Source organism: Micromonospora sp. RTP1Z1, from assembly GCF_033804685.1.
GTDB lineage: Bacteria > Actinomycetota > Actinomycetes > Mycobacteriales > Micromonosporaceae > Micromonospora.
Window position 1 is genome coordinate 22,959 of the sequence record NZ_JAPFQV010000017.1, and the last position, 12,963, is coordinate 35,921.

At 75.0% G+C, this 12,963-nt stretch carries 15 protein-coding genes; 6 read left to right on the forward strand and 9 right to left on the reverse strand.

The window, feature by feature from the left end; all coding sequences use genetic code 11:
- The first annotated feature begins 139 nt into the window (after positions 1 to 139).
- The gene (locus SLP03_RS11380; RefSeq protein WP_319460520.1) at positions 140 to 1,141 is read left to right on the forward strand and encodes an ATP-binding protein; all 1,002 of its coding nucleotides are present in this window, start codon (positions 140 to 142) and stop codon (positions 1,139 to 1,141) included.
- A gap of 59 nt (positions 1,142 to 1,200) precedes the next feature.
- On the opposite strand, the gene SLP03_RS11385 is transcribed toward SLP03_RS11380, so the two are convergent.
- Complete coding sequence (locus tag SLP03_RS11385) at positions 1,201 to 1,419, reverse strand: hypothetical protein (protein ID WP_319460521.1); 219 nt, start codon at positions 1,417 to 1,419, stop codon at positions 1,201 to 1,203.
- 335 nt (positions 1,420 to 1,754) lie between these two features.
- Here SLP03_RS11385 and SLP03_RS11390 point away from each other — a divergent pair, with 335 nt between their 5' ends.
- The gene (locus SLP03_RS11390; protein ID WP_319460522.1) at positions 1,755 to 2,180 is read left to right on the forward strand and encodes an ATP-binding protein; all 426 of its coding nucleotides are present in this window, start codon (positions 1,755 to 1,757) and stop codon (positions 2,178 to 2,180) included.
- A 72-nt stretch (positions 2,181 to 2,252) separates the two neighbouring features.
- A complete protein-coding gene (locus SLP03_RS11395; RefSeq protein WP_319460523.1) occupies positions 2,253 to 3,503 on the forward strand; it encodes a PP2C family protein-serine/threonine phosphatase in 1,251 nt (416 codons plus the stop codon).
- On the opposite strand, the gene SLP03_RS11400 is transcribed toward SLP03_RS11395, so the two are convergent.
- From SLP03_RS11400 to SLP03_RS11425, 6 genes are all read right to left on the reverse strand, one after another.
- Entirely contained in the window at positions 3,500 to 4,477 is a 978-nt protein-coding gene (locus SLP03_RS11400) for an aldo/keto reductase (RefSeq protein WP_319460524.1), read from the reverse strand. The two genes, SLP03_RS11395 and SLP03_RS11400, sit on opposite strands and share 4 nt — an antisense overlap.
- A gap of 13 nt (positions 4,478 to 4,490) precedes the next feature.
- Entirely contained in the window at positions 4,491 to 5,336 is an 846-nt protein-coding gene (locus SLP03_RS11405) for an NAD(P)-dependent oxidoreductase (protein WP_319460525.1), read from the reverse strand.
- A gap of 104 nt (positions 5,337 to 5,440) precedes the next feature.
- Positions 5,441 to 5,953 carry a DUF2231 domain-containing protein gene (locus SLP03_RS11410; RefSeq protein WP_319460526.1) on the reverse strand — a complete coding sequence of 171 codons (513 nt, stop codon included), beginning with the start codon at positions 5,951 to 5,953 and terminating at the stop codon, positions 5,441 to 5,443.
- Positions 5,954 to 6,066: 113 nt separating this feature from the next.
- A complete protein-coding gene (locus SLP03_RS11415) occupies positions 6,067 to 7,260 on the reverse strand; it encodes a HAMP domain-containing sensor histidine kinase (protein ID WP_319460527.1) in 1,194 nt (397 codons plus the stop codon).
- A gap of 17 nt (positions 7,261 to 7,277) precedes the next feature.
- Positions 7,278 to 7,943 (reverse strand): response regulator transcription factor, encoded by a 666-nt coding sequence (locus SLP03_RS11420; protein WP_319460528.1) that lies wholly within the window; start codon positions 7,941 to 7,943, stop codon positions 7,278 to 7,280.
- A gap of 34 nt (positions 7,944 to 7,977) precedes the next feature.
- Positions 7,978 to 8,832, reverse strand: coding sequence for a DUF3152 domain-containing protein (locus tag SLP03_RS11425; RefSeq protein WP_319460529.1), 855 nt, complete (start codon positions 8,830 to 8,832; stop codon positions 7,978 to 7,980).
- A gap of 218 nt (positions 8,833 to 9,050) precedes the next feature.
- Between SLP03_RS11425 and SLP03_RS11430 the strand changes: the two genes are divergently transcribed.
- The 3 genes from SLP03_RS11430 (at position 9,051) to SLP03_RS11440 (ending at position 11,989) form a co-directional block, all read left to right on the forward strand.
- Positions 9,051 to 10,268 carry a DUF2786 domain-containing protein gene (locus SLP03_RS11430; RefSeq protein ID WP_319460530.1) on the forward strand — a complete coding sequence of 406 codons (1,218 nt, stop codon included), beginning with the start codon at positions 9,051 to 9,053 and terminating at the stop codon, positions 10,266 to 10,268.
- 114 nt (positions 10,269 to 10,382) lie between these two features.
- On the forward strand, positions 10,383 to 10,742 hold the full coding sequence (locus SLP03_RS11435) for a YciI family protein (protein ID WP_319460581.1): 360 nt from the start codon (positions 10,383 to 10,385) through the stop codon (positions 10,740 to 10,742).
- Positions 10,739 to 11,989, forward strand: a complete 1,251-nt coding sequence (locus tag SLP03_RS11440; RefSeq protein ID WP_319460531.1) for an RNA polymerase sigma factor — start codon at positions 10,739 to 10,741, stop codon at positions 11,987 to 11,989. Before SLP03_RS11435 ends, SLP03_RS11440 begins: the two co-directional genes overlap by 4 nt.
- 41 nt (positions 11,990 to 12,030) lie before the next feature.
- On the opposite strand, the gene SLP03_RS11445 is transcribed toward SLP03_RS11440, so the two are convergent.
- On the reverse strand, positions 12,031 to 12,531 hold the full coding sequence (locus SLP03_RS11445; RefSeq protein WP_319460532.1) for a hypothetical protein: 501 nt from the start codon (positions 12,529 to 12,531) through the stop codon (positions 12,031 to 12,033).
- A gap of 215 nt (positions 12,532 to 12,746) precedes the next feature.
- Positions 12,747 to 12,920 (reverse strand): CsbD family protein, encoded by a 174-nt coding sequence (locus tag SLP03_RS11450; RefSeq protein WP_089011428.1) that lies wholly within the window; start codon positions 12,918 to 12,920, stop codon positions 12,747 to 12,749.
- Positions 12,921 to 12,963 lie beyond the last annotated feature (43 nt).

The window sequence follows — 12,963 nt, forward strand, 5'->3', positions numbered from 1 at the left end:
TCCCTTCTTCCCGGAAGGCGTGGTGTCACATGGTGGACCGGCCTCCGGCCCGCGTACCCACTCCCCTCGGCCGCGCCGACGGCACGAGGTGGGTCGGCACCGCCGGCTTGCGCGGCACGACGGCGCCCGGGCAGACCCCATGACGAGCCACGCCTCACCCGTCGCGCGGCCCTTCGTGCACGCCGCCCTGATCGTCGACTCGGACGACACCCTGCGTTCCCGGCTCGTCCCCGCGCTGCGGCGGTCGATCGCGGCGCACGAACGGGTCTACCTGCTGGTCGGCGCGCACGTCGAACGGGTCGTCCGCGATGCCCTGGGTGCACTGGCCGACCGGCTCGAATGGGGCGAACGAGCCAGCTTCCACCTCCGGCTCGGCTTCGCCTACGAGCGGCTCCGCCGGTATCTCGCCAGCCAGCACGCCGCAGGCAGCCGCGTCCACGTCATCACCGAACCCGACGTGTCCGCCGACCCCGGGCCGGACGCCCCGGTGGACCGTGCCACCGCCCACCTGTCGTACGAGTCGGCGTGCGGCGACGAGTACGCCGAGTACGGCTGCGCGGTCACCTGCCTCTGGGACAGTCGGCGCCACCCCACCGTTCTCATCAAGAGCGTGCGGGACCTGCACAACCATGAACTCACCGAGAGCGGCTGCCAGCCCAACGCCGGCCACGTCGCGTCGGCCGACTACCTCCGGGCGCGCAGCGAGATCCCGCTCGAAGCGGCGCCGACGGTGGTGGACCTCGACATCGGCCTGGTGGACCTCGATCAGCTCACCCCGCTCCGCGGCGCGCTGCGCGGATGGGCCGAGGGGAGATCGTTCGACGCCGACGCGACGGGTGACGTCGTCGTCGCGGTCACCGAGGTGGCCACGAACGGCCTGGTCCACGGCGCGCTCCCGGTACGCCTCCGGGGCTGGCACCACCGGGACATGCTCATCGTCCAGGTCGACGACTCGGGCGGTCGGCGGATTCCCCCGGCGGCCGGCTTCCACCGGCCAGGCAGCGCGGACCGGGTCGGCGGGCGCGGTCTCTGGCTGGCCCGACAGCTCGCCGACGTGGTGACCTTGCACTCCGGGGAGCGCAGCAGCAGCATCCGATTGCACTTCCCGCACGCGGGCACCCACAGCCTGCCGGCTGCCTGACCGGGAGCCGCCGACGACATCAGCGGCCGGCCGACGTCAGGCGGCGTGCGGCGACGCGGTCAGCGGCGCAGTTCGCGCCAGGACGGGTCGCCGCCGCGCCACGCCCCGGCCAGGATGCTCGCCGAACCACGGCTGGGGCACTCCTGCACTTTCGACCGGCCGAGAGCGCCACCGATCTGCGCCTGAACCTCCCACCGCTGCCCATCTGTGCGGATGTACACATCACGACGGCCGCGTACCGTCGCGTCCCCGTTCCACCAGTGCTCCTCGACGATCACAGGGCGACGGTATCTCACCAGGGGGCCGACCCGCACCGCCCGGCAACCGGATCGTGACCGGCCCACGGTCCCGTCCGACTGTCGCGCCCCGCCGCGTCCTCGCTGCGGATGCGGGTGCCGGGCGCGGGCGCGGCCACTGCATAACCTGTGCGGGTGGCCACCGAACTGACCCTGCTGTCGGGGGTGATCTGCCGCGGCCGGGAGGTCAGCGGGCCCCGGCTGAGCGGGCTCTGGCCGAGGGGGCCGGAAGCCCTCGACTCACCTCTTTCTTCCGCGAACATGATGTGTCAGCGCCCACCCGCTTAGCTGGTGGCTACGCAGGGTAGAGCAGGATCATGGGACAGCTGCGCATCTCGCCGCCACCGCCGCAGGCCACCGAACTCGAGAGGTGGGACCTCGACACCGCCGCGGAACTGCGCGAGCTACGGGCCTCGCTGTGCGCGGCGCTGACCCGCTACGGCCTGGCCCAGGGGGAGGAACTCGACGAGGGGCCCGGCCTCGTCGTGCTGGTCGCCACCGAGCTGGCGAGCAACGCGCTGCGACACGGCATCCCCCCGACCATCGTCACGCTGCTCGCCGCCGACGACTGCTTCATCCTCGACGTCGCCGATCACGACCTGACCACCGTGCCCGAACTGGCCGAGACCCGCCCCCTCGACTCGGGCGGTCGCGGGCTGCTGCTGGCCCAGGCGACCTCCCTCGCCGTCGGCTGGTACGCGGCCGAACACACCAAGAACATCTGGGCCTCCTTCCCCCGCTGACCCGCCGGCCGTTGCCGCCCCCGCCGACGGGGAAGGCCTGGGGGACGGATCGCACGGCAGGAAGGACACGGCATGAGCGAGCGGGAAGCGCTGCACGACCTGCTCCGGCACTCCCACCAGGCCCGCCCGGAGGACCTGCCGATCCTGGCCCGGCGGGCCGCCGCGCAGCTCGGCGGGACCGACATGATCCTGTATCTGGTCGACCACGAGCAGCGCGAACTGCTGCCGATGCTCGCCGCCGACTCACCGCCGCGCGAGGCGATCACCATCGACGGCACGCTTCCCGGCCGCGCGTTCAGCCTGCTGCGGGCGTACCCGAGCGAGGGCCGGACCGACGCGGCGGGCGAGGACCGGACGACGACGGCCACCCGGCTCTGGCTGCCGCTGCTGGACGGCCTGGAACGCCTCGGCGTGGCCGAGGTGCTCGCGCCGGCCCCGGTGCCGACCGACCGGATGCCGGCGTACCAGGCCGCCGCCTCGCTGATCGCCGACCTGCTGGTCACCCGGTCGCTCTACAGCGACACCGTCGAGCGGATCCGCCGCCGGGCGCCGATGCGACTGGCCGCCGAGATGCTCCGCGCCCAACTGCCACCACTGACCTTCTCCACGGGCAGCATGGTGATCAGCGGCATCCTGGAACCCAGCTACGACGTCGGCGGCGACGCCTTCGACTACGCGGTCAACGGCGACACCGCCCACCTCGCCCTCTTCGACGCCGTCGGCCACGGGTCGGCGGGCGGGATGCGGGCGGTGATCCTGGCCAGCCTGGCGCTCGCCGCCTACCGCAACGCCCGCCGCGCCGGCTTCGACCTGGTCGACACCTACCACCACATCGACACCGCGGTCCGCGAACACGACCGGCGCGGCCTGATCACCGGCGTGCTCGCCGAGCTCGACCAGCGCACCGGCCACCTGCGGGTGATCTCCGCGGGGCACCCCAGCGGACTGGTGATCCGCCGGGGCAAGGTCGCCACGGTGCTGCCCACCCCCACCGCCCTGCCGGTCACCCTCGGTGACCAGCGGCCCCCCGTGGTCATCGAGGAGGCCCTGGAACCCGGCGACGACGTGCTCTTCTACACCGACGGCATCAGCGAGGCCCGGTCGGCCGACGGCGAACCGTTCGGGATGGACCGGCTGGTCGACTTCACCCTGCGGGCCCTCGCCGACGACCTGCCGCTGCCGGAGACCGCCCGCCGGCTGGTGCACGCGATCCTCGGGTACCAGGACGACAAGCTCTCCGACGACGCGACCGTGCTGCTGGTCCGCTGGACCGGGCCGCCGGACCCCGGGCCCGAGCCGCCGCCCGGCCCGACGACCGGCTAAAAGCCGGCCACCGGGTGCGGGACGTAGGGCGCCTCCAGCGGCGCCACCTCGTCCTCGGTCAACTCCAGCTCCAGCGCGGCCACCGCGTCGGTCAGGTGGTGCGGCTTCGTCGCGCCGACGATCGGCGCGATCACCGCCGGGTGGCGCGCCACCCAGGCCAGCGCCACCTGCGCCCGGGGCACGCCCCGCGCCTCGGCGATCCGGGCCACCGCCTCGACGACCCGCCGGTCCGGCTCCTCGGTGCGCGCGTAGAACCCCCGGCCGAACTCGTCGGTCTCCGCCCGCTCGGTGCGCTCACCCCAGTCCCGGGTCAGCCGCCCGCGGGCCAGCGGGCTCCACGGGATCACCGCGACACCCTGGTCCGCGCAGAGCGGCAGCATCTCCCGCTCCTCCTCGCGGTAGAGCAGGTTGTAGTGGTTCTGCATCGAGACGAAGCGGGTCCAGCCGTGCCGCTCGGCCGCCCAGAGCGCCTTCGCGAACTGCCAGGCGTACATCGAGGAAGCGCCGAGGTAGCGGACCTTGCCGGCGCGGACCAGGTCGTGCAGCGCCTCCAGGGTCTCCTCGATCGGCGTGCCCGGGTCCAGCCGGTGGATCTGGTAGAGGTCCACGTAGTCGGTGCCGAGCCGGCGCAGGCTGGCGTCGATCTCGCTCATGATGTGCTTGCGGGACAGCCCACCCCGGTTCGGCCCGGGCCCCATCCGACCGTGCACCTTGGTCGCGATGACCACGTCGTCGCGGCGGGCGAAGTCCTTCAGCGCCCGGCCGACGATCTCCTCGCTGGTGCCGTCGGAGTAGACGTTCACGGTGTCGAAGAAGGTGACGCCCAGCTCCAACGCCTGCCGGATGAACGGCCGGCTCTGCTCCTCCGGCAGCGACCACGGGTGCGGGCCGCGGGCCGGATCGCCGTAGCTCATGCAGCCCAGGCAGAGCCGGGACACCTCCAGGCCGGTGGACCCGAACTTCACGTACTCCACCCGGACCTCCTCCTCAACGCCAGCCGTGCTTCGGCTCGTAGCCGAGCACCCGACGGGCCTTGTCGATGGAGAGCAGCGTCTCGTTGCCGGTCAGCTCCCGCCGCAGCGGCACGTCCGGGAAGACCTCGGCGGCGAGCTCGGCGCTCGGACGGCTCATCACCGTGTCGGCGTTGGCGATGATGAAGACGTCCATCCCGGTCGCCTCGTGATCCAGCGCCAGCCGGACCGCCTGCGCGCCGTCCCGCGCGTCGATGTAGCCCCAGGCGTTCCACGAGCGCAGCCGGGGATCGGCGTCGTACCCCGGGAAGGCGGCGTAGTCGACGGGCTCCATCACGTTGGAGAAGCGCAGCCCGATCGCCTTGAGCCGGGGCTCCCAGCGGCAGAACTGGGCGACCATCTGCTCCTCCAGATGCTTCGCCAGCGCGTACGACGTCTCCGGCCGGGCCGGATACTCCTCGTCCACCGGCAGGTACGGCGGCGGGGTCTCGAACGGCAGGCCGAGCAGCGTCTCGCTGGACGCCCAGACCACGTTGGTGATGCCGACCGCGCGGGCGGCGGAGAACACGTGGTAGCTGGCGGTGATGTTGTTGCGGAAGGTCACCGCGTTCCCGGCCACGCCCGGCCCCGGGATGGCGGCCAGGTGCACCACCGCGTCCACCCCCGAGTAGCGCTCGTCGATGCCGGTGAACGCCTCCAGCACCTGCCCCTGGTCGGTCAGGTCGATCCGGGTGAACGGGCAGCGCGGCGGGGCCGGCGCGACCAGGTCCAGGTTCACCACGTCGTACGAGTGGGCGAGCAGCTCGTCCACGACCGCGCGGCCGAGTTTCCCGCTGCCTCCGGTGACCACGACCCGACTCATCGGCCGTCCCCTCTCCCGGGGGCCTACACCCCTGCCCCGCGCCACGTGTCCGCGGTCCATCTCACCACCGTCGGACGCGCGGCGCAGGGCCGGTGCGGGGCGGGTCAGTCGCCGTCCCCGCCGCCGGCGGCGGTCTGCGCCGGGGTGTCGCCCCAGACCGCCTTCGCACCGGAGTCGCCGACCCGGTAGACCTGCACCAGGTTCGCCGCCGCGACGGCCACCGCCAGCACCGCGACCACCACGCCCACCGTCCCCGGGCGCACCGGACGGGTCGTCTCCGCTCCGCCGTCGGCCGGGCGGCCGGCCCGGCGGTGCAGCCAGACCAGGGCGACCGCGGCGACCAGCAGCGGCAGCGCGAACCAGATCAGCGTGTCGCCCAGTTCGGCGTGCCGGCCGGGGTCGCCGACCCGGCGCTCCAGGCTCTCGCCGCTGTCCGTGGCCAGCGGGATCGCGGCAGCGGCCAGCGCGGCGATCACCACGACGAGCACGCCGAAGCGGCCCCGCCACGACGGACGGACGGCCAGCGCGACCACGCCGAGCGCGGCCAGCGGCAGCAGGACGACGACGGCGTGCACCACGAGCGGGTGCACGGGCAGTCCGTTGACGGTGTCGGGCACGATCTCTCCTCGGCGGTCGGGGTTCATTCTCCGGCCCCACAGTGCCCACCGTTTCTTGCGAAGTTCTTGCACCGGCCACCGGCCCGCGGCGGCCCCGGGATGCGCGGCCGGGGTCAGGCCGCCGGCAGCACCAGGGTGAACGTCGCACCCTGCCCCGGCGCGCCGGCGACCTCGACGGCGCCCCGGTGCGCCCGCGCGACGTGCTGCACCAGCGCCAGCCCCAGCCCGAAGCGACGCCCCGCCCCCGACCCGCCGTGCGAGAACCGGTCGAAGAGCCGGTCGGCCTCGGCCGGGTCGAGCCCCACCCCGTCGTCGGCCACCGCCGCGGCCACCCGCCCGTCCTGCCGGTCCACGCTCACCCGCACCCGGCCCCCGGCCGGCACGTGGCCCACGGCGTTGTCGACCAGGGCGGTCAACGCCCGGCGCAGCGCCGTCCGGGCGCCCCGCACCGGCGCCGGGTCGGGGGCCGCCACCAGCAGCTCCACCTCCCGGCTCCGGGCGTGGTCGGTCATGCTGGCCACCACCTCGCGGGCGACCTCGGCGAGGTCGACCACCGTGTCGGGCAGCGGCTGGTGCTCGGCGGCGGCGGAGACCAGCAGGTCCTCGACCACCTCACCGAGCGCCCGGGTGTCCGCGACGAGCTGGTCGAGCTGGCTGGTCAGGGCCTCCGCCGGCCGGGTCCGGGCCCGCCGGGCCAGCAGCTGCGCCCGGGTGTGCAGCGCGGTCAGCGGGGTGCGCAGTTCGTGCGACGCGTCAGCGACGAAGCGGCGTTGCAGGGTCAGCGCGGTCGCCAGCGGCGCGACGGCCCGGCGGGCCAGCAGCGCGGCGGCCACCAGCGCGCCGGCCAGCCCGGCAAGCTCGGCCAGGAGCAACGCGACGGCCAGCTCCCCCCGCTGCCGGCGCAGCGGCCCCAGGTCGGCGGCGACCGCCCACCGACTGCCGTCCGCCCGGCGGGCGACCAACACCCGGATCGGCCGGTCGTCACCGGCGCTGGTGTCGAACCGGCCCGGACGCCCCCGCACCGCATCGTCGAGCGCGCGCGCCAGCTCCGGCGACGCGCTCGGGGTCACCTCGGGCCCGGCGTCCACGCCGGGCCGCTGCCGGGCCAGGAACTGCCCCGGCGGCGGGTCGTCCACGTCCTCGGCCATCGCCAGCACCTGGGCCATCCCGGCGTCCAGGGCCCGGGACTCCTGTCGGCTGGTCAGCACGAACGTCAGCGCGCCGACCAGCAGCAGCACCAAACCGATGGCGCCCGCCGTCTGGGCGACGCTGCGGCGGCGGGCGTGCGCCAGCCGGGCCTCGTCCACGCCGCTCCCCGCCTCGCTCAGCTCGCGCCGAGCCGGTAGCCCAGCCCGTGCACGGTCCGGACGGTGTCCCGGCCCAGCTTGCGGCGCAGGTGGTGGACGCAGGCGTCCACGGTGCCCGGCGCGTCGGCGTAGTCGAACGCGGCGCTGAGCAGCTCGGCGCGGGTGAAGACCTTCGTCGGCCGGCCGGCCAGGGCGTGCAGGACGGCGAACTCGCGGGCCGAGAGCGGGATCTCCGCGGGCCCGTCGAGCACCCGGCGGTTGGCCACGTCCAGCCGGCGCCGGCCCAGCGGCAGCCAACCCGCCGCGTCCGGGTGGCGACGGCGCAGCGCGCGGAGCCGGGCCAGCAGCTCGGCCACGTCGAACGGCTTGGCGAGGTAGTCCTCGGCCCCGGCGTCCAACCCCTCCACCCGGTCCTGCACGGTACCCCGGGCGGTGAGCATCAGGACGGGGCAGGTGACCCCCTGGGCGCGCAGCCGGGTGACCAGCGACAGCCCGTCCAGGGCGGGCAGCCCCCGGTCCACCACCAGGAGCTGGTAGTCGCGGGTCAGCGCGTGGTGCAGGCCGCTGTGTCCGTCGGCGGCCACGTCGACGGCGTACCCCTCCTCGTCGAGGAGGTCGACCAGCAGCCCGGTCAGGGCACGGTCGTCCTCGACCAGCAGCAGGCGGGGTCGGACGCTCTCCACCCGCCCAGTATTCACCCGCCGCCCGGCGACCCGGTCAGCCCTCGGCGGGGATCGGGTCGTCGTACTGGCCGGACGGGCCGGTGTGCAGGGCGCCGGCCACCCGGGGCCAGGCGTTCGGCGTGCAGCCGTGCAGGCCGAGCGTCTGCTGCTCCATCACCGGCGCGGGCCCGCCGGCCGGGGGACACAGCTCGTGGCCCCGGCCCAGGCGGTGACCGACCTCGTGGTTGAGCAGGTACTGCCGATAACTGCCCAGATCGTCGAACTGCGGGACGCCGCGGGCCCACCGGCCGACGTTGATCACCACCTGATCGCCGTTGCGGCACGAGGTGTAGTGGTCGGTCGGGTCCGCGCAGAGTTCGCCCCGGGTCACCGGGGTGGCCAGCAGCACGGCGAAGTCGGCCCGGGTGTCCGGGCCCACCCGCTGCAACCGCCACTCGCCGCCGCCGGTCCAGCCCCGCGGATCGGCGAGGATCACCGCGACCTCCCGGCCGAAGCGTTCCACGTCCACCTCGTCGATGCCCTCCTCGACCGCGACCCGGTAGCGGAGCAGCCGGCCGCCGCGGCCCGCCACCGCGCCGAGGGCGGTGGCGGTGCGGAAGCTCCCCGTACCCCGGGGTGGGTAGCTGATGGCCGGCTCGGGCGGGTGGGCGACCCGGCCCGCCGCCGGCACGGCCGGCGCGGGCGTCGACGCCGCCGGGCGCGCCGGGGCCGGGCCTGCGGGGCGGGCACCGGCCGTGGCCAGCAGCTCGGGGCCGCCGCGCCGGGCGGCGTACGCGCCAGCGGTGGCCAGCCCGACCGCCACCACCACCGCCAGCAGGGTCATCGAGCCGGCGCGGAACGCCCGGAGCCGGCGGTGCAGGCCGCCGTCCCGCGTGGTACGCCCGCCCACATCGATCTCCGTCCGTCGCGCCGGCCCTGATCCGCCCAGGAGTACGGACAGCGGGCCCGGTCGGTTGACCGACCGGGCCGGAATCCCGGCGGACCCTGTGATGGTGAGGTCGCTCACGGGTCGCGGCGCCCGGGGCGCCGGTACCGTTCGGGGCGGGTGCGCACCTCGCCACCCGGGGTCGGCCGCACCGGAACGACCGTGGAGAAGGGGCCAAAGCCGTGCCGGACGCCGACAACCTGGTCGCTGACGCCCTCGTGGGGGCGCGCGGCACCGACGTACGCGCGGCGGAACGCGCGCTGGACCGGCTGGTGGTCGGCGACGGCCCCGCGGTCGACGCCGCTCTGCTCGCCCGGCTGGTCCGCGGCGCCGGCCGCCTCTGGCGGCGCGGCTGGCAGCCGGCCGACCTGGACCGGATCGCCGTCCGACGGCTCGACCCGCACGCCGCCCGGCTGGTCCGGGAGGCGGTCGCGGCCCAGCGCGCCGCCCTGCCCGGGCCCGTTCCGCAGTGGTTCGACGAGCAGGTGGCCGAGCTGGACGCCGGGTGGGACACCGACGTCGACTGGTTGAACCGGTGGGCGGCCCGGGCGGGCGTCGACCGGATCAGCGCGCTGCGCGACGCGGTCGACGCCCTCGGCCTGGTCGAGGGACTCCCCCCGATCGCGGTGCTCCGCCCACCGCCGGGTGGTCCGGCCGCCACTGCGCGGGTGGCCGCCCCGGTGTCCGGGTCGCGGATGCTGGACCGGGTGCGGGCGCTGCTGGCCAAGGCCGAGTCGACCACCTTCCCGGCCGAGGCGGAGGCGCTGACCGGCAAGGCCCAGGAGCTGATGGCCCGGCACAGCATCGACGCCGCCCTGCTCGACGCGACCGCCGAACGGCCGGACCAGCCGGGCGGGGTCCGGTTGAGCACCGACGCCCCGTACGCGGCGGCGAAGGCGCTGCTCATCCAGGAGGTGGCGGCGGCCAACCGGTGCGAGTCGATCTGGTCCGACGACCTCGGCTTCGCCACCGTGCTCGGCTTCCCGGCGGAGCTGGCGGCGGTCGAGTTGCTGCACACCTCGCTGCTGGTGCAGGCCACCGGCGCGATGCTGCGCGGCCGGGGCGAGCGGCGGACGAAGACCGGCAGCCGGCGCACCAAGGGCTACGACGAGTCGTTCCTGAACGCCTTCGCGCTACGGATCGGCGAGCGACTGCGGGCGGCCACCGAGACGGCGAACCGGGAGGCGGCCGAGGAGCGCGGCGACGACCGGCTGCTGCCGGTGCTCGCGGCCCGCTCGGACGCCGTCCGGGAACGGCTGGACACCCTCTTCCCCGGGGTCACCCGGCACCGCCTTCAGGTGCGGGACGCCGAGGGCTGGAACTCCGGGACCTCGGCCGCCGACCGGGCCTCGCTCGACGCCGGCGCCCCGGCCCGCCGGTCGGTACGCGGGCGGCCCTGACAGCTCTCCTGATTTCCTCGGGCGATGATGTCGGGTACGGCGCCTCGGCTCCGACCCCTCACCGAGTGGCGCCCACACCTGTGGCCCGTACCCGAGGAGTGCACCGTGAAGTACATGCTGCTGATCTGGAACCGTCCCGGCTTCGTGGAGGAGCTCTCCGAGCCGGAGCGGAACGCCATCTTCGGCGAGGTCGACGAGATCATGAAGGAGCTGACCGAGTCCGGTGAGCTGGTCGGCGGGCAGGCGCTCGCCGACCCGTCGCAGACCCGGACGGTCCGGGCCGTCGGCGGTCGCGCCGAGATCACCGACGGCCCGTTCATGGAGAGCAAGGAGCAGTTCGCCGGCTACCTGATGGTCGACTGCGAGAGCCCGGAGCGCGCCGCCGAGATCGCCGCGAGCTGGCCGGACGTCCGGCGGGGCGTCGGGGTGCTGGAGGTGCGGCCGGTCATGGACGAGGCCGGGACGGAGATGTGACCGCTGCCGACCATGCCGTCGGGGACCTGCTGCGCACCCTGGCGCCGCAGGTCCTCGCCGTCCTCGTCCGGCGGCACGGCCAGTTCTACGCCTGCGAGGACGCCGTGCAGGAGGCGCTGCTCGCCGCCGCCGTGCAGTGGCCCGAGCAGGGCCTGCCGGAGCACCCGCGCTCCTGGCTGGTCACCGTGGCGACCCGGCGGCTCACCGACGCGTGGCGCAGCGAACGGGCCCGCCGGGACCGCGAGGTCGCGGTGGCGCTCCGCGAGCCCGGGTACGCGGCGGTGGCGCCGCCCGCCGACGAACAGCCGCCGGCCGGGGACGACACGCTGACGCTGCTCTTCCTCTGCTGCCATCCGGCGCTCACCGTCCCGGCGCAGGTGGCGTTGACGCTGCGCGCGGTCGGCGGCCTGAGCACCGCGCAGATCGCCCGGGCGTACCTGGTGCCGGAGGCGACCATGAGTCAGCGGATCCGCCGGGCCAAGCGGCGGATCGAGGCGACCGGCGCCCGCTTCGTCCTGCCGTCGGCGGCGGACCGCGACGACCGGCTGGGTGCCGTCCTGCACGTGCTCTATCTGGTCTTCAACGAGGGTTACACCGCCTCCAGCGGGCCCGACCTGCACCGGGCGGAGCTGACCGGGGAGGCGATCCGGCTGGCCCGGGAGCTGCGGCGGCTGCTCCCCGACGACGGCGAGGTCGGCGGACTGCTCGCGCTGATGCTGCTCACCGACGCGCACCGGGCCGCCCGGACCGGTCCCACGGGTGAGCTGGTCCCGCTGGCCGAGCAGGACCGGAGCCGCTGGGACCGGGCCGCGATCGAGGAGGGGATCGCCCTGGTGACCGAGGCCCTGACCTGGTCGCCCCCCGGGCCGTACCAGGTGCAGGCGGCGATCGCCGCGGTGCACGCCGAGGCGCCCTCGGCGGCGGAGACCGACTGGCCGCAGATCGTCGCCCTCTACCGGCTGCTGGCCCGGATCGCGCCGAACCCGATGGTCACCCTCAACCAGGCCGCCGCGGTGGCCATGGTGGACGGTCCGCGCGCCGGGCTCGCCCTGCTGGCGCCGCTGGACGCCGACGAGCGGACGGCCGGACACCACCGCCTCGCCGCCGTCCGCGCCCACCTGTTGGAGTTGGCCGGCGACGGGGCGGCGGCGCGGACGGCGTACCTGGCCGCCGCCCGGGGCACCACCAGCCTGCCGGAGCGGCGCTATCTGGAGGTACGCGCCGCCCGGCTGGCCGCCGACCGATGAGTTCGCGCGCGGGTGCCGCGCTGATCGGAGTGGACGGACGGTCAGGCGTGGCACTCGTCGGTGAGGTGCCGCGGGATGCCGACGAAGGTCGAGGTCAGCCACTTCACCGGGGTGGCGGACCTGGCACCCGCGTCGATCCGGTCGGCGGTGGCCGCGATGAGGGCCTTGATCTCAGGGTCCTGCGCCCGGGTGGCCTGCCCGCGTACGTCGTCGGCCAGGTCGGTGAGGTTGCCCTTGAGCTGCGCGTTGACCTGCTCCGGGGTGAGTTCGCGGCGGGTCGCAGCCGCCGAGTCGTCGGCGATCTTCCGACTGCTCGCGATGATCAGCTTGTCGACGCCGGCGCACACCGTCGCGGTGTTCGCCGCCGTCACCGGGGAGGGCGCGGCGGTGGCGGGGGTCCCGGCGGCCGGGGCGGAGGCGCTGGGCGCGGCGGCCGTGGTGCCGGCCGGCGCGGCGCTCTCCTCCCCCGTGGACTGGCAGCCCGCGGCGAGCGCGGTCAACGTCACCAGGGTGGCGGTACGGATCGCGGTGGTACCGGACATCGTTCTCCCCGTACGGTCGGCGGCCGTCCACGGACGGCCCTCGGTGATGGGGCTCACTGTCGTGCTGCCGCCCGCGCCCCAACAGATCGAGCGGCGACAGACCATCCTGCCAGCGAGGTGGCGCCTCGGCAGGCCGCGCCCCGGCCGGGACGTCGACCGGGGGCGCGCAGCACGCCGGGCCGGCGGTTGCCGGCCCGGCGTGCGAGAGCGGTACGTCAGCTCTTGAAGGCGTCCTTGATCTTCTCGCCGGCCTGCTTGAGGTTGGCGTTGGCCTGCTCGTTGCGACCCTCGGCCTCGAGGCGCTCGTCGTCGGTGGCCCGGCCGACGCCTTCCTTGACCTTGCCGGCGGTGTTTTCGGACGCGTTGTCGATCTTGTCGTCGATACCCATGCGAACCTCCACTCAGCGGTTTTCGCTACGCCCTCGAAGTACC